Source organism: Cellulosimicrobium cellulans (assembly GCF_016907755.1).
Lineage (GTDB): Bacteria > Actinomycetota > Actinomycetes > Actinomycetales > Cellulomonadaceae > Cellulosimicrobium > Cellulosimicrobium cellulans_D.
This window is the reverse complement of sequence record NZ_JAFBCN010000001.1, coordinates 2,616,613-2,637,564: the sequence shown is the minus strand read 5'-3', so window position 1 is coordinate 2,637,564 and position 20,952 is coordinate 2,616,613. Positions and strand designations below refer to the sequence as shown.

Sequence of the window (20,952 nt, the reverse complement as noted above, 5' to 3'; positions counted from 1 at the left end):
GGGGACCGGCTGCCGTCAGGGTCGCTGGAGCACCGTGACGACCACCACCACGACCGCCCCCCACAGAGCGAGGCCTCCGCCGCACCCGATGGCGAGGCCCTCGGCACCCGTCGCGCCACGGCGACGGGCACGTCCCGCGAGGACGATCGCGGTCGCTGCACCGAGAACGACCACTACCCAGCCGACCGTCACCCAGAGCATGCGGGCAGCCTGCACGGCACCCCGGCGGCTCGCAGGCTGGACATCTGTCCAGAACTGGCCGCTTCGTCCGGTATCGACGCTATCTCCGGCATGTGCGAGCGATTTGTCGCGAACATTCACCCGCCCCCGCCGACGGCGTCGCTCAGATGGCGAGACGACCTCGGCGCCTCAGGCGTCGGTCGAGCGTCCCGGGCGCTGCGCCGAACCGTCCGCCGGACCCGGCCCCGGGTCCGCGGAGAGGGCCCGCACGGCGGGCCCGATCCGGTAGCGGCGGTCCATGCCCTGAACGAGCCACCGGTGCGCGACGAGGGTCTGCGCGATCCGGAACGCCCCCGGCCGGCTCACGCCGAGACACGACGCCAGCTCGGCCAGGCGCATCGCCCCCGACTCGGCGACCAGCTCGACGGTGCGCACCGCGCGTGACACGGACGCGAGGACGTACGACCCCCTGCTCGACATGCCGAGAACCCTAGGAGCCTTCCCTGCCGCTCGCACCGCACGCCCCCGGCCCTCACGCCAGGCCCGCCAGGCGGTACAGCACCAGGCTGCCCGCGACCGCGACGTTGAGGCTCGCACCCCAGCCCGCCATCGGGATCTCGACGCACTCGTCGACGCGCGCGAGGACATCGTCCGGCACGCCGTGCCGCTCGTGCCCGAGCAGCAGCACCGTCGGCTCCCGTGAGGGACCGAGCCGCGGCAGCGGTGTCGCACCCTCGGCGAGCTCGACGGCGACGAGCCGCTTCCCGGCGGCCCGCTCGGCGTCGAGCCACGCCTCCTTCGAGGGCGCGACCCAGTGGAGGCAGGGACGGCGCCCCTTGAGGGTGTCGCCGACGGCGAGCGCCCGCCGGTAGTGCGGGGTGCTCGGCACGGCGAGGCACGCCCCCACGGCGTCGCACGTGCGCAGGAGGGTGCCGAGGTTGGCGTCGTACGCGACCCACAAGGGGGCGACGACCAGATGTCCCCAGCAGCCGTGCCGGGACGACCGACGGGCGCGACGCAGCTCGCGCGGCTTCGACCTGGCCTCGCTCATCGGCGCGGCGCGGGGGCTCCCCAGGAGTTGTCGTTCATCGTGAGGCGCCTTTCAGCGGCGGCGCCGGGCCATCGTCGGACGACGACGGTGCGTCGTCGTGCGGAGCGCCAGGCTATCGCGTCGGCCTGTCCACCGGCCGTCACGACGCATGTCCTCGACACGACAAAGGCCCGGAACCATGCGGTTCCGGGCCTCGATCTCGGGTGGGCGATACTGGGTTCGAACCAGTGACCTCTTCGGTGTGAACGAAGCGCGCTACCACTGCGCCAATCGCCCGAGTGCGAGGTCGATACTAGCCTGAAACGGACCGGATCGAAAAACCGGCCCGGATCAGGGGTCGAGACGCTCGCGACGACGCCGCTCGAAGAGCTCGCGCGCGGCGAGCGACAGCTCGCCGGCCGCGACCTCGACACCGTCGATCCAGGTCACGGGCTGGACGTTGCGGACCGAGCCGGTCAGCAGCAGAGCGGCCTCCCCCGCGGTCACCTCGTCGAGCACCGCGAACGGCAGCTCTCCGGGCCGGGCCTCGCGCACGGGAAGCCCGTCCTCCGCGGCCCACTCGAGCAGCAGCTCGCGCGTGATCCCGGCGAGGCAGCCCGACGCCAGGAGCGGCGTGACGAGCTCGCCGCCACGCTCGACGAACACGTTCGCCCCCGTGCCCTCGCAGAGGTCGCCCGCGGTGTTGGCGAGGAGCGCCTCGTCGCCGCCCTGCGCGACGGCGTCGGCAAGGGCGACGACGTTCTCGGCGTAGGACGTCGTCTTGAGCCCGGCGACGGCGGACCGCTCGTTGCGCGTCCACGGCGAGCGCACGGCTCGGCCGGCGGGGCTGATGGTCGCGGGTCCCGCGGCGACGACGACCGTCTGCGCGCCGGGCGTGCGGCCGGACCCGAGGGGGCCGACGCCGGCGGTCACGGTGATGCGCAGACGCCCGACGTCGCCCGCCCCTGCCCGCGTCCGCGTGTCCGCCTCCGCGAGGACGGCCGCGACGCCGTCGAGCACGCGCTGCTCGTCCGGCGCGTCGAGCCCGAGGCCGGCGGCGGACCGCGCGAGCCGGCGCAGGTGCCGGGTGAGGGCGAACGCCTGCCCGTCGAACACGGCGCACGTCTCGAACACGCCGTCCCCGACCGTCAGGCCGTGGTCCACGGCGCTCAGCGCCTTTTCGCCCGGACGGACCAGGCGCCCGTCGGCCCAGATCACGAGGTTCTCGGACGGACGGTCGGACGTCGGCGTCGTGGCGGCAGCGGGGCTCATGGCTCCAGTGTGCCGGAGGCGAGGCCGACGAGGCGCCGCGCCTTGAGCTCGGTCTCCTCCCACTCGCGCGCCGGGTCGCTCCCCCAGGTGATCCCGGCCCCGGTGCCGAACCGGAGCACGCCGTCGGCCCACCAGAAGGTCCGGATCCCGACGGCGAGCACCGCCTCGCCGCCGTCGACCCAGCCGATCGCGCCGCAGTACGGGCCGCGCGGGACGGGCTCAAGCGCGTCGATGATCCGGAGCGCGGACGACTTCGGGGCGCCGGACACGGACGCGGGCGGGAACGTCGCGTCGAGCAGCGCCGGCCACAGGCCCGCGCTGTCGCGCAACTCGGGACGCAGACGGCCGGTGACCGTGCTCACGAGGTGCACGAGGCCGGGGTGCGGCTCGACGGCGAGCAGGTCCGTGACCTCGACGGTCCCCGGGTCGCACACGCGCTGGAGGTCGTTGCGCACGAGGTCGGTGATCATGACGTTCTCCGCGCGGTCCTTGGGGGTGAGCCCGTCCGGGGTGGGTGCGGTGCCCTTGATGGGGCCGGAGGTGACCGCCCCGTCCACGACGTGGAGATAGAGCTCGGGCGACGCGCTCACGACCCACACCGGATCGACGCCGGAGCCGGCCGGGACGTGCAGGACGCCCCCGTACGGCGCCGGGTTCCCCCGGGCCAGCCGACGGCCGAGGGCAAGGGCGTCCGGCTCGCCCCCGTCCGGGCCGACGAGCGGGGCGGACAGCACGCGACAGACGTTGACCTGGTAGACCTCGCCCTCGAGGACCTCGTCGCGCACGTGGGCGACCGCCGCCTCGTACGCGGCCCGGTCCATCGAGCTCGTCCAGCCCGACGGCGCGGGTCCGCGCCACGCGTCCCCGCCCGCGTCGCTCCGGGCGAGCTCCGCCGGGTCGATGCGCTCGGCGAACCGCCACGCGCGCGCCCGCCCGCCGCGAGCGGGTGCGTCGAAGTCGGCCACGACGAACCAAGGCCCGTCGTCGGCGAGCCGCTCCGGGTCGCGCCACAGGTCGACGACCTCCACCACACCGGTGGCGGCGCGGTCCGCGAGGTGAGCGAGCCCCGGCCTCGACGACGTTCTCCCAGGTCCTGGCACGGGACCACGCTACCGACCGCGTGCGGACCAGCCGGCAGGGGTCCGGGACGCGCACGACGCGCGCGGGACGGCGCCGGTTGGACTCCGGGCGCGAACGTGGACTAATGTCTGGGACGCGCCGGAACGCCGGAGGGCAGCGGGAAGCGATTCCTCGACACCTTCCAGGGTCCGGCCGCGCGGATGTGGCTCAGTTGGTAGAGCATCACCTTGCCAAGGTGAGGGTCGCGGGTTCGAATCCCGTCATCCGCTCGGAGGCCCACTCTCCGTCCGCTCTCGCGGCGGCGGAGGGCAGGTCGCGGTGGAGTGGCCGAGAGGCGAGGCAGCGGCCTGCAAAGCCGTATACGTGGGTTCGAATCCCATCTCCACCTCGCAACAGCACCACCCTTTTGGGGCGATTGGCGCAGCGGTAGCGCGCTTCCCTGACACGGAAGAGGTCACTGGTTCGATCCCAGTATCGCCCACGAGCACCTGCGAGAGGCCGCCCCGGCTACGTCCGGAGCGGCCTCTCGCGTGCCGACCATCACCCGGACCGGATGCACGGTTCAGGTCGGAAGTCGGCTAGTATGTGCTTCGCGCCGGAACACCGGAGGGCTCGCAAGAGCTCTCGCAGGACCGGCCGCGCGGATGTGGCTCAGTTGGTAGAGCATCACCTTGCCAAGGTGAGGGTCGCGGGTTCGAGTCCCGTCATCCGCTCGGAGGCCCACTCTCTGGCCTGCTCCTCCGGGAGCGTGAGAGAGGACGCGTCTCAAGGTGGAGTGGCCGAGAGGCGAGGCAGCGGCCTGCAAAGCCGTATACGTGGGTTCGAATCCCATCTCCACCTCGCAGCAGTGCAGCACCCCGGGCGATTGGCGCAGCGGTAGCGCGCTTCCCTGACACGGAAGAGGTCACTGGTTCGATCCCAGTATCGCCCACCAGCACGAAGGCCGTCCCGGTTCCCCGGGGCGGCCTTCGTCGTCCACTACCCTCGGCCCATGCCCGACCTGCGCCCCGCCCACGACGTGCTGCCGCTCGGCACCGCGCCGCGTCCCACGACCTCCACCGAGCTCCTCGCCCGGCTGCGGCCCGTCCTGCTCGACCTGCTCGGGCCGACCGTCGAGGGTGCCGACCGGGCCCGGCTCGACGCCGACCTCGACGGGCCCGACGTCGCCCGGCTGGACGTCGACCTGACGGGGGTGCGCGTGCGCATCGGCGGCTCGGGTCAGGGCTCGGTCCACGGCACGGAGCACGGCACGGCGGACGCGCCCGAGACCCGGGACGTCGAGGACGTGCGCTCGCGCGAGGACGCCGTGCTGCGTCGGCTCCGCGTCGACGCGCACCCGCTCCTGGTGGAGGACGTGCCGGTGGACGTCGTCGCCGAGGCCGAGGGCCTGCGGTTCCGCTGGGTCGAGGACACCGCCGGCGCGCTGGGGATCGAGCCTGTCGAGCCGGACGACGCCGCTCCTCTCAGCGGCCACGTCCGCGTCGCCGCGCCGCGCGACGCCGTCGTCGAGACCGCCCGGCGCCTCGTGGCGACGGAGCTCCAGAACCTCGGCCTCACGCTGGCGTCGCTCGACGTCGAGCTCGCGGCGGGCGGACCCCGCAGCGTCACGCTCCGCGGGTTCGCCCGGGTGCGCAAGGGGATCCTCTCCGCGAGCGTGCGCGCGACGGCGACCGCCGAGGTCGACGCGCGCATGGTGCTCACCGTCCGGGACCTCGAGCTGTCGAGCCGCAACCCCGTCGTCGCAGCCCTGCTCCTGGCCGCGCGCGGCGAGCTGGCCAAGGCCGAGGGGCACCAGGTCGACCTCGTCTCCGACCTGCCTCCGGGCGTGCGTCTCGCGGACGTGCGCGTCGAGGTCGGAGAGACGCTCGCCGTCACGGCACGCTTCGCCTGACGGGGCGGGGCGCCCTTGTGGCGACCCGCGTGCGCACGTAGCGTCGAGGACATGTGCCGGAACATCACGACCCTGCGCGGCCTCGAGCCCCCCGCCACCGACGAGGAGATCGAGGCGGCAGCGCGCCAGTTCGTCCGGAAGGTCACGGGGATCCAGCGCACGAGCGCCGCGACCCAGGAGCCGTTCGAGCGGGCGGTCGACGAGGTCACGGCCATCGTCGCGCGGCTGCTCGACGAGCTGCCGGAGCGCCGCAACCCACCGACGACCGTCCCCCCGCTCCGCCGTGAGGAGGTCCGGGCGCGCATCGCCGCGCGCGAGGCGGCGGAGCGTGAGCACGAGCGGGCGCACGCCCTGGGGATCGCCCACACCCACTGAGACGGGTCCCCGGGTCCGCAGCGCCGCCGGGTGGTGCGTGCGTCGCGTGCGCGCCGCCCCGGCGACGCCGTCTAGGCTCGGGACCCGTGAGTGCCGCACCCGCCCCGAACCCGTCGCCGGACGCCATGCGCCCCGAACCCGTCAGCGCGAGCATGCGCCGCGCGAAGGCGGACGCGCGCTCCGCGCACGTGACGATCGGACAGGTCCGTGAGGACGGGACAGGTCGCGTGACGATCGACTGCTCGTGCGGCATGTCGCTCACGAACGGGCCGGACTGGACCGTCGACGAGCACATCCGCCTCCACCGCGCGGAGGCGCGCTACCTCGCGCTGAGCGCGGTGGCCCCCGCGGGGATGCCGCGCCTCATCCCGGTCGACGCCGACCGGCTGCCGCGCGTCGACTGAGTCAGAGCTCGTCGGGGTCGTCCCAGGACGTGCCCGACGACGCGCCGTCGATCGGCCGGCGCTCGTTCTCCGACAGCGACTGCGGGGCCTTGGTCGCGTCCCCTCCGGTCAGCACGTCGCCCACGGCCTCGCCCTCCTCCTCGCGGCGCGGGGACAGGCGTGCGGAGGCGACGTCCGACTCGTTGAGGTCGTCGCGGTGGTCTGCGTGGGTGCTCATGGCACGGGTCTACCAGGTCCGACGCCGCGATGCACGACCGTCCGCCCAGAGTCGCCTGCGCCCTCGCGTCACTGGTCGTTCGGGGCTGGTGGTGGTGAGGCGACCGCGTCGCCGAGCCGGACGGTCGACGCCGCTTGGCACACTATTTACTCGATGGTGTTCGTCGTCACCCGGGTCCGAGAGCCGTCTGCGACGACAGCGACCCGGGGTGCGTGGAATCCTCAGGGGCATGCAGACCTGGCCCGGCCACCCCTACCCGCTGGGTGCCACCTACGACGGGACGGGGACGAACTTCGCCCTGTTCTCCGAGGTCGCGGAGCGCGTGGAGCTGTGCCTCCTCGGCGACGACGGCACCGAGACACGCGTCGACCTCGAGGAGGTCGACGCGCACGTCTGGCACGTCTACCTGCCCGGCAAGGGGCCCGGCACGCGCTACGGCTACCGCGTGCACGGCCCGTACGACCCGGGGAACGGCCACCGCTGCAACCCGGCCAAGCTGCTCCTGGACCCGTACGCGAAGGCGATCGAGGGCCGGGTGGACGGCGACGAGTCCCTCTTCTCCTACCGGTTCGGCGACGGCGGCGAGGTCGCCCCGTCGGACGACGTCGCCGCCGGCGAGGAGCCCGAGGACGCCCCGCCGCCCGCTCCCCCGCTCAACGACGACGACTCCGCGGGGCACACGATGGTCTCGGTCGTCATCAACCCGTACTTCGACTGGGGGCACGACCGCCCGCCGAACCGGGACTACCACGACAGCGTGATCTACGAGGCGCACGTCAAGGGCATGACGATGCTCCACCCCGACGTGCCCGACGAGCTGCGCGGCACCTACGCGGGCATGGCCCACCCGGCCGTGATCGAGCACCTCGTGACGCTGGGCGTCACCGCGGTGGAGCTCATGCCGGTGCACCAGTTCGTCAACGACCCCACGCTCGTCGAGAAGGGGCTGTCGAACTACTGGGGCTACAACACCGTCGGGTTCTTCGCGCCCCACAACGGGTACGCGGCGTACGGCACGCGCGGGCAGCAGGTCATGGAGTTCAAGACCATGGTCAAGGCCCTGCACGAGGCGGGCATCGAGGTCATCCTCGACGTCGTCTACAACCACACCGCGGAGGGCAACCACCTCGGCCCGACGCTCAGCTTCCGCGGTATCGACAACAAGGCGTACTACCGGCTCGTGGACGGCGACGAGGCCCACTACTTCGACACCACGGGCACGGGCAACTCGCTGCTCATGCGCTCGCCGCACGTGCTCCAGCTCATCATGGACTCGCTGCGCTACTGGGTGACCGAGATGCACGTGGACGGGTTCCGCTTCGACCTCGCGGCGACCCTGGCCCGGCAGTTCCACGAGGTCGACCGCCTCTCGGCGTTCTTCGACATCGTGCAGCAGGACCCGGTGATCTCCCAGGTCAAGCTCATCGCCGAGCCGTGGGACCTCGGCGACGGCGGCTACCAGGTCGGCGGGTTCCCGCCGCTGTGGACGGAGTGGAACGGGCAGTACCGGGACACCGTGCGCGACTTCTGGCGCGGCGAGCCCTCGACCCTGCCCGAGCTCGCGAGCCGGCTCACGGGCTCGTCCGACCTCTACGAGCACAGCGGTCGCAAGCCCATCGCGTCGATCAACTTCGTCACGGCGCACGACGGCTTCACGCTGAACGACCTCGTCTCCTACGACGAGAAGCACAACGAGGCCAACGGCGAGGGCAACAACGACGGCGAGAGCCACAACCGGTCGTGGAACTGCGGGGTCGAGGGGCCGACGGACGACCCGGACGTGCGGGCGCTGCGGGCGCGCCAGCGCCGCAACTTCCTCGCCACGCTGCTGCTCTCCCAGGGCGTGCCGATGCTCGCGCACGGCGACGAGATCGCGCGCACGCAGGGCGGCAACAACAACGGCTACTGCCAGGACAACGCGATCACGTGGATGGACTGGGGCGGCGAGGAGGGCCTCGACGACGAGCGGGCCGCGCTCCTCGACTTCGCCCGCCGCGTCGTGTGGCTGCGCCGCGACCACCCCGTGCTGCACCGGCGGCGCTTCTTCCTCGGCCGCGGCGGCGCCGGGACGGCCGACGACGAGCTGCCGGACATCGAGTGGCTCGACATCACGGGGTCGCGCATGGACCAGCAGGACTGGGACCACGCGTACGCGCGCACCGTCATGGTGTTCCTCAACGGCGACGCGATCCCCGAGCAGGACCGGCGCGGCGAGCCGATCGTCGACGACTCGTTCCTCCTGCTGCTCAACGCCCACTCCGACGCGCTCGAGTTCACCGTGCCGCCCGCGATGTACGGGGAGGGGTGGGACGTCGTGCTGGACACCGACGGCACGGTGGACGTCGGCGACGCCCTGCGCCCGGGCGACACGGTCTCCGTGACGGGCCGCAGCGTCATCGTCCTGACCCGCCCGCCGCTGCGATGACGCCCGCCACCCCCGACCTCGGCGCGACCGGCGCGGACGGCACGCCGCCCCGCGTCCCCGTCTCGACGTACCGGCTGCAGCTCGGCCCCGACCTCACGTTCGACGAGGCCGCGCACCAGGTGCCGTACCTGGCCTCCCTCGGCGTCACGCACGTCTACCTCTCCCCCGTGCTCCAGGCCGCGCCCGGCTCGACGCACGGCTACGACGTCGTCGACCACACGCGCGTCAGCGCCGAGCTCGGCGGGCGCGAGGGCCTGGAGCGGCTCGCCGCGAGCGCGCGGGCGGCGGGCCTGGGCCTGGTGCTCGACGTCGTGCCGAACCACATGGCGGTCCCGACACCCGCGTGGCACAACCACGCGCTGTGGTCGGTGCTCGAGGACGGTGCCGACTCGCCGTACGCCCGGTGGTTCGACGTCGACTGGTCGGCGGGCGAGGGCGCCGTGCTCATGCCGGTCCTCGGCGCGCGCCTGGGCGACGTGCTCGCGGCGGGCGAGATCGCGCTCGACGACGTCGAGGTCCCCGGGTCGCCGGGGCCGCGGCGCGTGCTGCGGTACTACGACCACGTCTTCCCCGTGCGGGCGGGCACGGAGGACCTGCCGCTCACCGAGCTGGTGGAGCGCCAGCACTACCGCCTCGCGTACTGGCGCGTGGGCGACGAGGAGCTCAACTACCGGCGGTTCTTCGACGTCGGGTCGCTCGTCGCCGTCCGGGTCGAGGACGAGGAGGTGTTCGACGCGACGCACGCGCTCGTCCTCGACCTCGTCGCCGACGGCACGGTCGACGGTCTGCGCATCGACCATCCGGACGGCCTCGCCGACCCCGCGCAGTACCTCCAGCGCCTCGCCGACCGCACCAACGGCGCGTGGGTCGTCGTGGAGAAGATCCTCGCGGGCGAGGAGCAGGTCCCCCCGGACTGGGCGACGGTCGGGACGACGGGCTACGACGTCGCATGGCGGCTCCAGCAGCTCTTCGTCGACCCGGGCGGCAGGTCGGGGCTGGACGCGGTGATGACGCGCCTCACGGGCGCCGTCCCGGGCGGGCTGGGCGCGCTCGTCGACGAGGCGAAGCGCGAGGTCGTGGCGGGGCCGCTGTACGCGGAGCTGCACCGCCTGACCGACCTCGCGGCCGCCGTCTGCCACGACGACCCCCGCCTGCGCGACCACACGTGGCGCGGCCTGCACCAGTGCCTGCGCGAGCTGCTGGTCGCGTTCGACCGCTACCGGGCGTACGTCGCGCCGGGCACCCCGCCGCGGCACGAGGCGGTGCGCGCGGTCGAGGACGCTGCCGCGCGCGCCCGCGCCCGGCTCGACCCCCAGCGCACGGAGACGCTCGACGTCGTGGTCGACCTCGTGCTGGGCCGGGAGGTCGGGAGCGCGGGCCGGCGCCGCGAGGCGCGCCGCGACGAGCTCGTGGTGCGGTTCCAGCAGGTCTGCGGGGCGGTGACCGCGAAGGGCGTGGAGGACACCGCGTTCTACCGGTGGACCGAGCTCGTGAGCCTGTGCGAGGTCGGGGGCGAGCCGGACCGCTTCAGCCTCGGCGTGCACGACTGGCACGCGTTCGCGCAGCGGTTCGCCGCGCTCACGCCGCACGCCCTCACGGCGGGGTCGACGCACGACACCAAGCGCGGCGAGGACACGCGCGCGGCGCTCGGGGTGCTGTCCGAGGACGCGGCAGGGTGGTCGCGGCTCGTCGACGAGGTCAGGGCGGCGACCGCCCCCTACCGCGGGGTGCTCGTGGACGGCCTCGCGGAGAACCTGCTGTGGCAGACCGTCGCGGGGACGTGGCTGCCCGACGCAGGCGCCGGGGCCGGCCCGGCCGACGGCGCGCCCGACGGCCCGTCCGGCGCCGCGATCGCGCCCGACCGGCTCGTCGGCTACCTGCGCAAGGCGCTGCGCGAGGCCAAGGTCGCGACGTCCTGGACGAGCCCCGACGAGGCCTACGAGGAGGCCGTCGCGGACCTCGCGCGCCGCGCGCTCGCCGACCCGGCCGTGATCGACGCCTTCGCCCGGTGGTCCCGGGAGCACCACGAGGAGCTGCGCGCGGCGAGCCTCGGGACCACGCTCGTCCGGCTCACGGCACCCGGCGTCGCGGACGTGTACCAGGGCGCGGAGTCCTACGCGCCGACCCTCGTGGACCCCGACAACCGCCGCCCCGTGGACGTCGAGGCGCTGACCGAGCGGCTCGCACGGCTCGACGGCGGCGCGCCCCCGCGCACGCTCGCGGACGAGAAGCTGCTCGTCACGACCCGCGCGCTGCGGCTGCGCCGCACCCTCGCCGACGCGTTCGTGGGCGAGGGCGCCGGCTACGCCCCCGTCGCGTCGTCGACGCCGTGCGCGCTGGCGTTCGCGCGCACGACGCCCGGCGCCCCGGGCGTCGGCGCGGGCTCTGACACAGGTACCCGGACCGGCGCGGACCCGGTCGCGCGCGTCGTGACGGTCGCGACCCGGCTCGCCGGGACGGTCGACCGGCTCGGCGGGTGGCGAGACCACGTCGTCGCGCTCCCCGAGGGGACGGGCAGGTGGGTCGACGTGCTCACGGGGCGCGCGCACCCGGCGGGCACCGTGCGGGTCGCGGACCTCCTCGCCGACCTGCCCGTCGCCCTCCTCGCCGACGCGGGCGCCGCGGCGGCCGCGAGCGCCGCCGCGGCCGGGGGTGCGGCATGACGGCGCCGGAGGCACCGCCCCCGGCCCCGCGCGTCCCGGCGCCGCGCGCGACCCCGCTCCTCGCGGTGCCCGGCCCGCGCCCGGTCGTGTGGGCTCCGACGGCGCGCGGCGTCGAGCTGCTCCTGCCCGAGCCCGGCTCCGGGACGTTCGAGGGCGCGGAGCGCCTCCCCCTGCGGCTCGTCGGCGCGCACGTGCCCGGCTGGTGGGGCTACGACCACGAGCTGCCGTGGGGCACGGACTACGGCTTCGCGGTCGACGGCGGCCCGGGGCGCCCGGACCCGCGCAGCCCCTGGCAGCCGTACGGCGTGCACGGGCCGAGCCGCACGTTCGACGCGGCGTTCGCGTGGACCGACGGCGCGTGGGAGGGCCGGGACGTGCGCGGCGAGGTCCTCTACGAGCTGCACGTCGGCACGTTCACGCCGCAGGGCACGCTCGACGCCGCGGTCGACCGGCTCGACCACCTCGTCGACCTCGGCGTCGGCGCGGTCGAGCTCCTGCCGGTCGCGGCGTTCGGCGGCGTGCGCGGCTGGGGCTACGACGGCGTGCACCTGTACGCGGTGCACGAGCCGTACGGGGGGCCTCGCGCGCTGCAGCGGTTCGTGGACGCCGCGCACGCGCGCGGGCTCGCCGTCGTGCTCGACGTCGTCTACAACCATCTCGGCCCGTCGGGGAACTACCTGCCGGAGTTCGGCCCGTACTTCACCGACGCGCACACGACGCCCTGGGGCTCGGCGGTGAACCTCGACCGGCCGGGCAGCCGCGAGGTGCGCGAGTGGGTGATCGACAACGCCGAGCGGTGGTTCGCCGAGTTCCACGTCGACGCGCTGCGCCTCGACGCCGTGCACGCGCTCGTCGACGACTCCCCGACCCACCTGCTGGCCGAGCTCGCCCGACGGGTCGAGCGCGTCGAGCAGGTGCTCGGCCGGCCGCTCACCCTGGTCGCCGAGTCGGACGAGAACGACCCGGCCACGGTCACGGGCGTCGAGCAGGGCGGGCGCGGCATGCGCGCCCAGTGGGCCGACGACGTCCACCACGCCGTGCACGCGCTCCTCACGGGAGAGCGGCAGGGCTACTACGTCGACTTCGGCTCGGTCGCGGTGCTGCGCAAGGCGCTCACGGGCGCGTTCGTGCACGACGGCACCTACTCCACGTTCCGCGGCCGCACGTGGGGCCACCCCGTCCCGGCAGGGACCGACGGGCACGCGTTCGTCGTGAGCGCGCAGAACCACGACCAGGTCGGCAACCGCGCGTCCGGGGACCGGACGTCGGCCACGCTCGACGGCGGCGGGCTCGCCACGGCCGCGGCGCTCGTCCTGGTCTCGCCCTTCACCCCGCTGCTCTTCATGGGCGAGGAGTGGGGCGCGTCCACGCCGTGGCAGTTCTTCACCGACCACGCCGAGCCCGAGCTCGCCGAGGCGGTCCGGCGCGGGCGGGCCGCAGAGTTCGCCGACCACGGGTGGGGCGACGGCGCGCCCGTGCCCGACCCGCAGGACCCGGCGACCCGCGACGCGAGCGTCCTCGACTGGTCCGAGCGCGACCGCGGCGAGCACGCGCGCCTGCTCGCCTGGTACCGGGCGCTGGTGGCGCTGCGGTCGCGCCCGGACGTCCGCTCGGGCGACCTCTCGGTCGTGCGGGTGCACGGGCCCGGAGGCGTGGACGACGACGCGTCCGGGGAGAGGACGCAGACGGACGGGGCCGCGCTCGACGGGCCGGCATTCGTCGTGGACCGGCGCACCGTCGCCGTCGCCGTGAACCTCGGGCACGAGGCCCGGCGGCTCCGGCTCGCGCTCGGCGGCACGCCGCGCGTCCTCGCCGCGTGGGACCCGGCGACGAGCGTGCACCGGCGCCACGTCGACCTGCCCGCGCGTTCGGTCGCCGTCCTGTCCTGGGTGTGACTACGCTCACGCCCATGTCGACGACGAAGAAGGCGAAGAAGAAGCACGGCAAGGGCTCCGGGTCCGGTTCCGGCTCTGCGCTCGACCCCGACTGGGAGGTCGCCCCGACGGAGTCGTTGCGCGTGCCCGCCGGCCTCGACCTCGCGGCGTTCGACCGCGGGTCCACACCGGGGTTCGCCGGCGACAAGGCGGCCGGCCAGGCGCTCGTCGCGCGGCACGCGGACGAGCTCTCCGAGCTCCAGGAGCGCCTGTTCGCCGAGGGCCGCTCGGGTGGGTCGCGCTCGGTCCTGCTCGTGCTGCAGGGCATGGACACCGCAGGCAAGGGCGGCATCGTGCGGCACGTCGTCGGGCTCGTCGACCCGCAGGGCGTCGCGCACCGGTCGTTCGGCGTCCCGACGCCCGAGGAGCGCGAGCACGACTACCTGTGGCGGATCCGCAAGGCTCTCCCGGAGCCCGGCTACATCGGCGTCTTCGACCGCTCGCACTACGAGGACGTCCTGGTAGCGCGCGTCGACGGCCTCGTGCCGCCCGAGGTCTGGGAGGCCCGGTACGACGAGATCAACCGTTTCGAGGACGAGGTCGTCGCGTCGGGCACGACGATCGTCAAGGTCGCGCTGCTCGTGTCCTACGAGGAGCAGCGGGCCCGGCTCATGGAACGCCTCGAGCGCCCGGACAAGTTCTGGAAGTACAACCCGAACGACGTCGACTCGCGCCAGAAGTGGCCCGCGTACCAGGAGGCCTACCAGGCCGTCCTCGACCGGACGAGCACCGAGGCCGCGCCGTGGCACGTCGTCCCGGCCGACCGCAAGTGGTTCGCACGCCTCGCGGTGAGCGAGCTCCTGCTCGACGCGCTGCGCCGCCTCGACCTCGGCTGGCCCCCGGCCGACTTCGACATCGAGGTCGAGAAGAACCGCCTCGCGGCGACGTGACCCGGGCCGCAGGCCCGCAGATCGCGTTCCGACGCCTCGCCCGGGCCGACCTCCCGCTGCTCGCCGCGTGGCTCGCGCGACCGCACGTCGCGCGGTGGTGGCACCACGAGACGACGTCCGCGGCGGTCGAGCGCGACTTCGGGCCGTCGGTGCGTGGCGAGGAGCCGGGCGAGGATCTCGTGGTGCTCCTCGACGGGACACCGGTCGGGCTCGTGCAACGCTCGTTCCTGCGCGACTACCCGCAGTACCGCGACGAGCTCGTCGCCGCAGGGGTCGAGGTGCCCGACGGCACGGTGACGCTCGACTACCTCCTCGGCGACCCGGCGCGCACCAGGCGCGGGCTGGGCACCCTGCTCGTGGCCGAGGCCGTCCGCCGGACGTGGGCCGAGCTCCCCGGCGCGACGACGATCGTGGTGCCCGTCCCGGTCGGCAACACGGCCTCCCGGCGGGTGCTCGAGAAGGCCGGTCTCCGGCGCGTCGCAGACGCCGACCTCGAGCCCGACAACCCGGCCGACCCACCGCTCCACGCGGTCTACCGGGCCGAGCGACCGGCGTCGTGAACGGCCCGGCGGGGACCTGGCCCGATGGGGATCAGGTGCCGGCGCGCACGACCGCGCGGCCGTCCTCGGCGAGCGCGCCGAGGCGCGAGAGCGCGCGGTAGTACTTCTTGCGGTACCCGCCGCGCAGCATCTCGTCCGTGAACAGGCTCCGCTCCCCCGTGTAGTCGCCCGACCCGGCGAGCAGCACGGGCACGTCGCGGTCGTAGAGGCGGTCGACGAGGACGACGAGCCGCAGGGCGGCGGACTGCTCGGTCACGGTGTGCACGCCGGTGAGCGCGACGACCTCGACGCCGTCGAGCAGCGCGCGGTAGCGGCTGGGGTGCACGTGCGAGAGGTGCGCCAGCAGGTCGTCGAACGCGTCGAGCGTCGTGCCGGGGCGGCCCACGGCCGCGGCCCGCACCGCGTCCTCGGGCAGCGGGGCCGAGTCGGTGACGACCGCACGGTGGCGGTAGTCCTCGCCGTCGACGCGCAGCACCTCGAACCGGGCCGCGAGCGCCTGGATCTCGCGCAGGAAGTCCTCGGCCGCGAAGCGGCCCTCGCCGAGCGCCTCGGGCAGCGTGTTCGACGTCGCCGCGAGCGCGACGCCGCGGTCGGCGAGCTCGCGCAGGAGCCGGGACATGAGCACGGTGTCGCCCGGGTCGTCGAGCTCGAACTCGTCGATGCACACGAGCTTCTTCGTCGCGAGCGCGTCCACCGTCGCCTGGAAGCCGAGCGCGCCCACCAGGTTCGTGTACTCGACGAACGTGCCGTAGGCGCTCGCGTCGAGGCCCACGGCGTGCGCGAGGGAGGTCAGGAGGTGGGTCTTGCCGACGCCGAAGCCGCCGTCCATGTACACCGCGGGCGCGGTCTGCTTCCGAGCGCCGAAGAGCCCCTTGCGCGCGGGCTTCACGACGGCGGCCGCGACCTCCTCGAGCCGCGCGACGGTGCGCGCCTGGCTCGGGTACGCCGCGTTCGCGCGGTAGGTCGAGAAGCGGGCGTCGGCGAAGTGCCGCGGCGGCAGGAGGTCGGCCAGCAGGCGCGCGGGCGGGACGGACGGACGGACGTCGGCCAGGGCGCGCGTGCGTCCGGGCACGTCGGGAGCAGCGTCGGGGGCCGACGCGCGGGCGGTGCCGGGGAGGGCTGCCGGGGCCGAGGAGCCGCCGGCGACGGGCGCAGTCACGAGGATCCAGCCTACGCCCGCGGCTAACCTGGCCGCTGTGACCTCCACCACGGCACCCCCGCCCGAGTCCGCCGGCGGGCGCACGGACCTGCCCCCGCTCGACGTCCTGCTCCCCGCCGCGGAGCACCTGCCGCCCGACCCGCGGGAGGAACGCCTCGCGGCCCTCTACGCGTACGGCCCGTCCGCCCGCGGAGCGCACGTCGTGCGCGCCAACATGGTCGCGAGCGTCGACGGCGCGGCGTGGGGCCCGGACCACCGCTCGGGGTCGATCAACGACGACGCGGACTGGCGCGTCTTCCGCGTCCTGCGCGCGCTGGCCGACGTCGTCCTGGTCGGTGCGGGGACCGGCCGCGCGGAGGGGTACACCGCGCTCGACCGGCCGCGCGGTCTACGACACCTGCACGACGCGCCGCTCGAGCTCGCGATCGTCACCCGGACCGGCCGCGTCCCCGAGGCGCTCGCCCGCGGCGACCGCCCGCCCCTCGTGCTCACCGGGCCCGCCGGGGCGGCCACGGCCCGGGGCGACGTGCCCGCCGACCGGGTGCTCGTCGTCGGGCAGGACGCCGCGGGCGCGCCGCCCCAGCCGGGTGCCGCCGTCGATCTCGCGGTCGATCTCACGAGGGGACTTGCCGCGCTCGCCGACCGCGGCCTGGCCCGCGTGCTCACCGAGGGCGGACCGACGCTCCTGGGCGACCTGCTCGCGGCGGACCTGGTCGACGAGCTGTGCGTCACCACGACGCCGACCGTCGTCGGGCAGGGGCCCGGCCGGATCGTGGCCGGGGCGGCGCCGTCGGGCACGACCGCGCTCCCGCCCCGGGGCGCGCGCCTCGCCCACCTGCTGCACAGCCCCGAGGACCGTCCCGGCTCCCCCGCCGGTACGACCGCCGCGCGCTGGCTCCTGCCGATAGGCTGACCCGCGTGACCGACACGATCCTCGTCCTGACCGAAGACACGCTGAACCCGGCCGACGTGCAGCACATCCTGTCGCTGCACGAGGACGAGCAGCTCGCCTACCGGGTGCTCGTGCCCGCGGACACCGAGCGCAACGTGATCTCCGGGATCATCGACCACCTCAGCGTGGGCGAGCTCAAGGAGGCGTGGGACGAGGTCCTCGGTCGCGAGCCCTCGCCCGTCCAGGCCACGGCGACGGCGGGCGAGCAGCTCGAGCGCAGCGTCGCCGAGCTGCGCGCGGCGGGCCGCGAGGCCGACGGCTCGGTCGTCGACGACGACCCGCTGCCCGCGCTGCGCAAGGCCGTCGCCGCGGACGGCGTGCGCGAGATCGTCGTGGTGACCTACCCGCACGCGGTCGAGGACACGTTCCACACGGACTGGGCCTCCCGCGCGCGCGAGGAGCTCCACGTCCCCGTGCTGCACCTCTACTCGGGCACGAGCGAGCTGGGCTGACCCGGCGTCGGACCTCTCTGCCGAGGCAGTGGCCCGGTCCGTCGAGGGGGAGGCCCGGTCAGTCCTCGCGGACGCGGTGCCCCGCGCGGCGGATGGTCGCGCGCGCGAGCTGGTCGGTCGAGTCGAGGTAGAGCGGGTCGGCGAGCAGGTCGTGGTCGACGGCGACGACCGACAGCTCCGTGCAGCCCAGCACGATCACCTGGGCACCGCGCTCGACGAGCCGGCCGGCGACGGCGCGGAACGTCTCGATGTCGACCGACCGGCCGGCCTTGACCTGCTCGTAGATGATCTGCGAGACGAGGGCCTGGTCCGCCTCGTCCGGGACGAGCGCGTCGACGCCGTGGTGCGCGAACGCGTCCTGGTAGACGCCCGACGTGGCGGTCCCCGCCGTCGCGAGCAGCCCCACGGCGCGCAGGTCCGCGACCCGTGAGCGGGCCGCGTCGACCGTCGTGTCGATGATGGACACGAACGGGACGCTGATCGCGTCGAGCACCTGCTGGGTGAAGTAGTGCGCGGTGTTGCACGGCATGACGAGGAAGTCCGCCCCGAAGCGCTCGAGCCGCTGCGCGTCGCGCGCGAGCACCGGGCCCGGGTCCGCGTCCGAGCGGCCGAGGATGAACGCCGTGCGGTCGGGGATCGTGGCGTGGTTGAGCACGACGGCGTCCACGTGGTCCTGGTCGCGCTCCGCCTCCGTGAGCTCGACGAGGAGCTGGAGGAAGTACGCCGTGGCGAGCGGTCCGACACCTCCGAGCACTCCGACGAGGGGCTGGGCGTGGTCCTGGTCCGGTCGCGACGTCACCCGTGGATCCTACGGCGGCCCACGTCCCGGACACCCCCTCGGCCGCCGCGCCGACCCCGCCATGCTGTGCCCATGGCTCCGATGCTCGCCGGACCGGCGGTCGACCCGCGCACCTTCGCCTCGCCGCAGCCCGTGCTCGACACCGGCGACGGCCTGCGGCTGCGCCCGTGGACCGGTGACGACGCCCCCGCGCTGCGCGAGGTGTACGACGACCCGGCGGTGCGGCGGTGGCACGTCCGGTCGCTCACGACCGACGCCGAGGCGCGCGACGTCGCGCTCGGGTGGGCGGCGCGCTGGGGCGAGGGGGCCGGGGCCTCGTGGGCCGTCGTCGACCCGGAGGGCGCGCTCCGCGGGCGCCTCGCGCTGCGCGAGGTGTCGCTGCAGGACGGGAGCGCCGAGGTCGCCTACTGGACGGTGCCCGCGGCCCGCGGCCAGGGGGTCGCGCCGTGCGCGCTGCGCACCGCGACGCGATGGGCCTTCGGCGCCGGCTTCCACCGGCTGTGGCTCGAGCACTCGGTCGACAACGCACCGTCGTGCCGCGCGGCCGCCTCGGCGGGCTTCGACGCGGAAGGGGTCCGGCGCTCGGCCGTGCTGCACGCCGACGGGTGGCACGACATGCACACCCACGCCCGGATCGCCCCGGGCCCGTCGCTAGGGTGGCGGCCATGACCGTGCGCCACGTCCTGTTCGACGCCGACGGCGTGCTCCAGCACATCCCCGACGGCTGGTACGCGGCGGTCGCGCGCTACCTGGGCGACCGGGCGCATGACTTCGTCCGCGACACGTGGAGCGAGGACCTGCCCATGCTCGTGGGCGACGGCGACTACCTCCCCGTGCTCGCCGCGGGTCTGGAGCGCTACGGCGTGGCGGAGCCGGCGGAGGACGTCTACCGCGCAATCTGGTTCGACGCGCTCGAGGTCGTGGACGCGTCGTTCGACCTCGTGCGCGGGCTGCGGGCGAGCGGCTACGGCGTGCACCTCGGCACCAACCAGGAGAGCCGGCGCGTGCCGTTCATGCGCCAGACCCTCGGCTACGACGCCGAGTTCGACACGAGCTGGTACTCGTGCGAGCTCGGGCTCGCCAAGCCCGACCCGCGGTTCTTCGTCGAGGCGGCCCGACGCATCGGTGCGGAACCGGGCGAGGTGCTGTTCGTCGACGACACCGCACGCAACGTCGAGGGCGCGCGCGCCGCGGGCATGGTCGGGGTGCACTGGGACGTCTCGCGGGGCCACGACGAGCTCGTGCGCGTGCTGGCCGGGCACGGCGTCGCCGTCCGGGCAGGTCACGGCACCGCGGCTGAGGGCGTCACGAGCGACGGCAGCCCGGGCCTGGCCGTACCCGGCCCGTAGGATGGCGGACGCCCGCCGACCACACAGAGAAACGGACGACCCTCCGCGATGACGTACGGCAACGCCGAGTTCCTCCCCATCGTCCTGGGGACCAACCTCAACACCTACAACATCGCGAGGTCGTTGCACGAGGCGTACGGCGTCCGCACGCTGGCCCTGGGCCGCTTCCCGCTGCGGGAGACGGCGGACTCCCGCATCGTCGACGTGCGCACCTACCGCGACTTCGACGACCCGGAGCGCATCGTCGCGGTCCTGCGCGAGCTGGCCGAGGAGTTCCCGGGCCGGAAGCGCCTGCTCATCGCGAACATCGAGTTCTACACGAACGTCGTGATCGCGCACCGCGCCGAGCTCGAGGACCTCTACGTCATCCCGCTCGTCGGCCAGGAGCTGGCCGCGCGCCTCATGAACAAGACGGACTTCTACCGCACCTGCGCGGAGCTGGGCGTGCCGCACCCGGAGACGGTGATCGCGACGGCGGCGGACGTCGACGCCCCGGGCTTCGGCGAGAACCTGCCGTTCCCGTACCCGCTCATCCTCAAGCCGTCGGACACGGACACGTACCCGCGCCTGCGGTTCGAGGGCAAGAAGAAGGTCTACCTCGTGCAGGACGCGGCCGAGCTGCGCGACGTCGCGCGCCGCGTCTACGCCGCGGGGTACACGGACGACCTCATCGTCCAGGAGTACCTCGCGGGCGACGAGTCGGTCATGCGCGTGGTCAACACGTACTCCGACCGGCACGGCCGTCTGCGGTTCCTCTCCGCGGCGCAGATCGTGCTCGGCGAGTACGACCCGAAGCTCGTCGGGAACTACAACGCCGTCGTGACGATGAAGGACGACAAGCTCACCGAGTCGGTCCGGCACCTGCTCGACAGCCTCGGTTACGTCGGCGCCGCGAACCTCGACGTCATGTACGACCGCCGCACGGGCACGAGCAAGATCCTCGAGGTCAACCTGCGCCAGGGCGCCGCGAGCTTCTACACGATGGCGGCGGGCGGCAACCTCGCGCGCTGCTACGTCGAGGACCTCGTGCACGGGCGCGAGCTGCCGGAGCAGGTCACGTCGGAGGCTCGGCTGTGGGTCAACGTGCCCTACCCCGTCGTGCGCGCCCTCGTGCCCGTGTCGCTGCGCCACCGCGTGAAGAAGGCGCGCAAGCACGGGGTGTGGCACACGCTGCGCTACGCGCCCGACAGGAGCCTGCGCCGCCGGGTCGACGTGTGGCGCGTCGACCTGCGCCACACGCTCGACTACGTGAAGTTCGCGCGCTCGCGCCCGTCGGCATGACCCTCCCGCCGACCAGGCGGTCTCGGCGCGTCCCGCGTC

Annotated in this window: 21 protein-coding genes and 7 tRNA genes; 19 read left to right on the top strand and 9 right to left on the bottom strand. The window is 74.4% G+C overall.

Annotated features, from left to right (window positions below):
• Positions 1-15 precede the first annotated feature (15 nt).
• The 6 genes from JOE63_RS11435 to JOE63_RS11410 all read right to left on the bottom strand — a co-directional run bounded on the left by JOE63_RS11435 (position 16) and on the right by JOE63_RS11410 (position 3,582).
• Positions 16-201, bottom strand: a complete 186-nt coding sequence (locus JOE63_RS11435; RefSeq protein ID WP_204541458.1) for a hypothetical protein — start codon at positions 199-201, stop codon at positions 16-18.
• Positions 202-369: 168 nt separating this feature from the next.
• Positions 370-660: a helix-turn-helix domain-containing protein gene (locus JOE63_RS11430; RefSeq protein WP_087471951.1), complete on the bottom strand. Its 291-nt coding sequence runs from the start codon at positions 658-660 to the stop codon at positions 370-372.
• A gap of 52 nt (positions 661-712) precedes the next feature.
• Positions 713-1,231: a TrmH family RNA methyltransferase gene (locus tag JOE63_RS11425; RefSeq protein WP_204541455.1), complete on the bottom strand. Its 519-nt coding sequence runs from the start codon at positions 1,229-1,231 to the stop codon at positions 713-715.
• 204 nt (positions 1,232-1,435) lie between these two features.
• Positions 1,436-1,507: transfer RNA gene (locus JOE63_RS11420), tRNA-Val, on the bottom strand.
• 54 nt (positions 1,508-1,561) lie between these two features.
• Positions 1,562-2,482, bottom strand: coding sequence for an aminotransferase class IV (locus tag JOE63_RS11415; RefSeq protein WP_204541452.1), 921 nt, complete (start codon positions 2,480-2,482; stop codon positions 1,562-1,564).
• Positions 2,479-3,582 (bottom strand): chorismate-binding protein, encoded by a 1,104-nt coding sequence (locus tag JOE63_RS11410; RefSeq protein WP_087471939.1) that lies wholly within the window; start codon positions 3,580-3,582, stop codon positions 2,479-2,481. Before JOE63_RS11410 ends, JOE63_RS11415 begins: the two co-directional genes overlap by 4 nt.
• 176 nt (positions 3,583-3,758) lie before the next feature.
• Between JOE63_RS11410 and JOE63_RS11405 the strand changes: the two genes are divergently transcribed.
• The 9 genes from JOE63_RS11405 (at position 3,759) to JOE63_RS11365 (ending at position 6,232) form a co-directional block, all read left to right on the top strand.
• Positions 3,759-3,831, top strand: a tRNA-Gly gene (locus JOE63_RS11405).
• Positions 3,832-3,879: 48 nt separating this feature from the next.
• Positions 3,880-3,950: transfer RNA gene (locus tag JOE63_RS11400), tRNA-Cys, on the top strand.
• Positions 3,951-3,971: 21 nt separating this feature from the next.
• Positions 3,972-4,043, top strand: a tRNA-Val gene (locus JOE63_RS11395).
• Between the two features lie 159 nt (positions 4,044-4,202).
• Positions 4,203-4,275, top strand: a tRNA-Gly gene (locus JOE63_RS11390).
• 56 nt (positions 4,276-4,331) lie between these two features.
• Positions 4,332-4,402, top strand: a tRNA-Cys gene (locus JOE63_RS11385).
• A 19-nt stretch (positions 4,403-4,421) separates the two neighbouring features.
• A tRNA-Val gene (locus JOE63_RS11380) sits at positions 4,422-4,496 on the top strand.
• Between the two features lie 57 nt (positions 4,497-4,553).
• Positions 4,554-5,453, top strand: coding sequence for a hypothetical protein (locus JOE63_RS11375; protein ID WP_204541449.1), 900 nt, complete (start codon positions 4,554-4,556; stop codon positions 5,451-5,453).
• A gap of 51 nt (positions 5,454-5,504) precedes the next feature.
• Positions 5,505-5,828, top strand: a complete 324-nt coding sequence (locus JOE63_RS11370; protein ID WP_087471937.1) for a DUF2277 domain-containing protein — start codon at positions 5,505-5,507, stop codon at positions 5,826-5,828.
• An 86-nt stretch (positions 5,829-5,914) separates the two neighbouring features.
• A complete protein-coding gene (locus JOE63_RS11365; RefSeq protein WP_307840041.1) occupies positions 5,915-6,232 on the top strand; it encodes a hypothetical protein in 318 nt (105 codons plus the stop codon).
• A gap of 1 nt (position 6,233) precedes the next feature.
• Here JOE63_RS11365 and JOE63_RS11360 read toward each other — a convergent pair whose 3' ends face one another.
• Positions 6,234-6,449, bottom strand: coding sequence for a hypothetical protein (locus JOE63_RS11360; protein WP_087471935.1), 216 nt, complete (start codon positions 6,447-6,449; stop codon positions 6,234-6,236).
• 229 nt (positions 6,450-6,678) lie between these two features.
• Here JOE63_RS11360 and glgX point away from each other — a divergent pair, with 229 nt between their 5' ends.
• The 5 genes from glgX to JOE63_RS11335 are packed head-to-tail and all read left to right on the top strand — an operon-like array spanning position 6,679 to position 14,921.
• Positions 6,679-8,874 carry a glycogen debranching protein GlgX gene (glgX, locus tag JOE63_RS11355; protein ID WP_204541446.1) on the top strand — a complete coding sequence of 732 codons (2,196 nt, stop codon included), beginning with the start codon at positions 6,679-6,681 and terminating at the stop codon, positions 8,872-8,874.
• The gene (treY, locus tag JOE63_RS11350; protein WP_204541443.1) at positions 8,871-11,537 is read left to right on the top strand and encodes a malto-oligosyltrehalose synthase; all 2,667 of its coding nucleotides are present in this window, start codon (positions 8,871-8,873) and stop codon (positions 11,535-11,537) included. The genes glgX and treY overlap by 4 nt, the downstream gene beginning before the upstream one ends.
• The gene (gene treZ, locus JOE63_RS11345) at positions 11,534-13,432 is read left to right on the top strand and encodes a malto-oligosyltrehalose trehalohydrolase (protein WP_204541440.1); all 1,899 of its coding nucleotides are present in this window, start codon (positions 11,534-11,536) and stop codon (positions 13,430-13,432) included. The genes treY and treZ overlap by 4 nt, the downstream gene beginning before the upstream one ends.
• Positions 13,433-13,446: 14 nt before the next feature.
• Positions 13,447-14,361 (top strand): PPK2 family polyphosphate kinase, encoded by a 915-nt coding sequence (locus tag JOE63_RS11340; protein ID WP_204541437.1) that lies wholly within the window; start codon positions 13,447-13,449, stop codon positions 14,359-14,361.
• The gene (locus tag JOE63_RS11335; RefSeq protein WP_204541434.1) at positions 14,358-14,921 is read left to right on the top strand and encodes a GNAT family N-acetyltransferase; all 564 of its coding nucleotides are present in this window, start codon (positions 14,358-14,360) and stop codon (positions 14,919-14,921) included. Before JOE63_RS11340 ends, JOE63_RS11335 begins: the two co-directional genes overlap by 4 nt.
• 31 nt (positions 14,922-14,952) lie before the next feature.
• Here JOE63_RS11335 and zapE read toward each other — a convergent pair whose 3' ends face one another.
• Positions 14,953-15,993, bottom strand: a complete 1,041-nt coding sequence (gene zapE / locus JOE63_RS11330) for a cell division protein ZapE (protein ID WP_087472935.1) — start codon at positions 15,991-15,993, stop codon at positions 14,953-14,955.
• A 124-nt stretch (positions 15,994-16,117) separates the two neighbouring features.
• Between zapE and JOE63_RS11325 the strand changes: the two genes are divergently transcribed.
• Both JOE63_RS11325 and JOE63_RS11320 read left to right on the top strand, forming a co-directional pair.
• On the top strand, positions 16,118-16,993 hold the full coding sequence (locus JOE63_RS11325) for a dihydrofolate reductase family protein (protein WP_307840039.1): 876 nt from the start codon (positions 16,118-16,120) through the stop codon (positions 16,991-16,993).
• Between the two features lie 5 nt (positions 16,994-16,998).
• Positions 16,999-17,484 carry a hypothetical protein gene (locus tag JOE63_RS11320; protein ID WP_087471929.1) on the top strand — a complete coding sequence of 162 codons (486 nt, stop codon included), beginning with the start codon at positions 16,999-17,001 and terminating at the stop codon, positions 17,482-17,484.
• A gap of 58 nt (positions 17,485-17,542) precedes the next feature.
• Here JOE63_RS11320 and JOE63_RS11315 read toward each other — a convergent pair whose 3' ends face one another.
• Complete coding sequence (locus tag JOE63_RS11315; protein WP_204541431.1) at positions 17,543-18,283, bottom strand: aspartate/glutamate racemase family protein; 741 nt, start codon at positions 18,281-18,283, stop codon at positions 17,543-17,545.
• Positions 18,284-18,355: 72 nt separating this feature from the next.
• On the opposite strand from JOE63_RS11315, the gene JOE63_RS11310 reads away from it, so the two are divergent.
• The 3 genes from JOE63_RS11310 to JOE63_RS11300 are packed head-to-tail and all read left to right on the top strand — an operon-like array spanning position 18,356 to position 20,913.
• Positions 18,356-18,952, top strand: coding sequence for a GNAT family N-acetyltransferase (locus JOE63_RS11310; RefSeq protein WP_204541428.1), 597 nt, complete (start codon positions 18,356-18,358; stop codon positions 18,950-18,952).
• Entirely contained in the window at positions 18,949-19,632 is a 684-nt protein-coding gene (locus tag JOE63_RS11305; protein WP_204541424.1) for an HAD family hydrolase, read from the top strand. Before JOE63_RS11310 ends, JOE63_RS11305 begins: the two co-directional genes overlap by 4 nt.
• A gap of 48 nt (positions 19,633-19,680) precedes the next feature.
• On the top strand, positions 19,681-20,913 hold the full coding sequence (locus JOE63_RS11300) for a carboxylate--amine ligase (RefSeq protein ID WP_204541421.1): 1,233 nt from the start codon (positions 19,681-19,683) through the stop codon (positions 20,911-20,913).
• Positions 20,914-20,952 lie beyond the last annotated feature (39 nt).

Excerpts from the sequence above, each read along its gene's own strand:
- JOE63_RS11430 (WP_087471951.1), bottom strand. The coding sequence starts at position 660 with ATGTCGAGCAGGGGGTCGTACGTCCTCGCGTCCGTGTCACGCGCGGTG.
- JOE63_RS11375 (WP_204541449.1), top strand. The coding sequence starts at position 4,554 with ATGCCCGACCTGCGCCCCGCCCACGACGTGCTGCCGCTCGGCACCGCG.
- treY (WP_204541443.1), top strand. The coding sequence starts at position 8,871 with ATGACGCCCGCCACCCCCGACCTCGGCGCGACCGGCGCGGACGGCACG.
- JOE63_RS11435 (WP_204541458.1), bottom strand. The coding sequence starts at position 201 with ATGCTCTGGGTGACGGTCGGCTGGGTAGTGGTCGTTCTCGGTGCAGCG.
- treZ (WP_204541440.1), top strand. The coding sequence starts at position 11,534 with ATGACGGCGCCGGAGGCACCGCCCCCGGCCCCGCGCGTCCCGGCGCCG.
- JOE63_RS11415 (WP_204541452.1), bottom strand. The coding sequence starts at position 2,482 with ATGAGCCCCGCTGCCGCCACGACGCCGACGTCCGACCGTCCGTCCGAG.
- JOE63_RS11310 (WP_204541428.1), top strand. The coding sequence starts at position 18,356 with ATGGCTCCGATGCTCGCCGGACCGGCGGTCGACCCGCGCACCTTCGCC.
- glgX (WP_204541446.1), top strand. The coding sequence starts at position 6,679 with ATGCAGACCTGGCCCGGCCACCCCTACCCGCTGGGTGCCACCTACGAC.
- JOE63_RS11370 (WP_087471937.1), top strand. The coding sequence starts at position 5,505 with ATGTGCCGGAACATCACGACCCTGCGCGGCCTCGAGCCCCCCGCCACC.
- JOE63_RS11300 (WP_204541421.1), top strand. The coding sequence starts at position 19,681 with ATGACGTACGGCAACGCCGAGTTCCTCCCCATCGTCCTGGGGACCAAC.
- JOE63_RS11305 (WP_204541424.1), top strand. The coding sequence starts at position 18,949 with ATGACCGTGCGCCACGTCCTGTTCGACGCCGACGGCGTGCTCCAGCAC.
- JOE63_RS11340 (WP_204541437.1), top strand. The coding sequence starts at position 13,447 with ATGTCGACGACGAAGAAGGCGAAGAAGAAGCACGGCAAGGGCTCCGGG.
- JOE63_RS11360 (WP_087471935.1), bottom strand. The coding sequence starts at position 6,449 with ATGAGCACCCACGCAGACCACCGCGACGACCTCAACGAGTCGGACGTC.
- JOE63_RS11425 (WP_204541455.1), bottom strand. The coding sequence starts at position 1,231 with ATGAGCGAGGCCAGGTCGAAGCCGCGCGAGCTGCGTCGCGCCCGTCGG.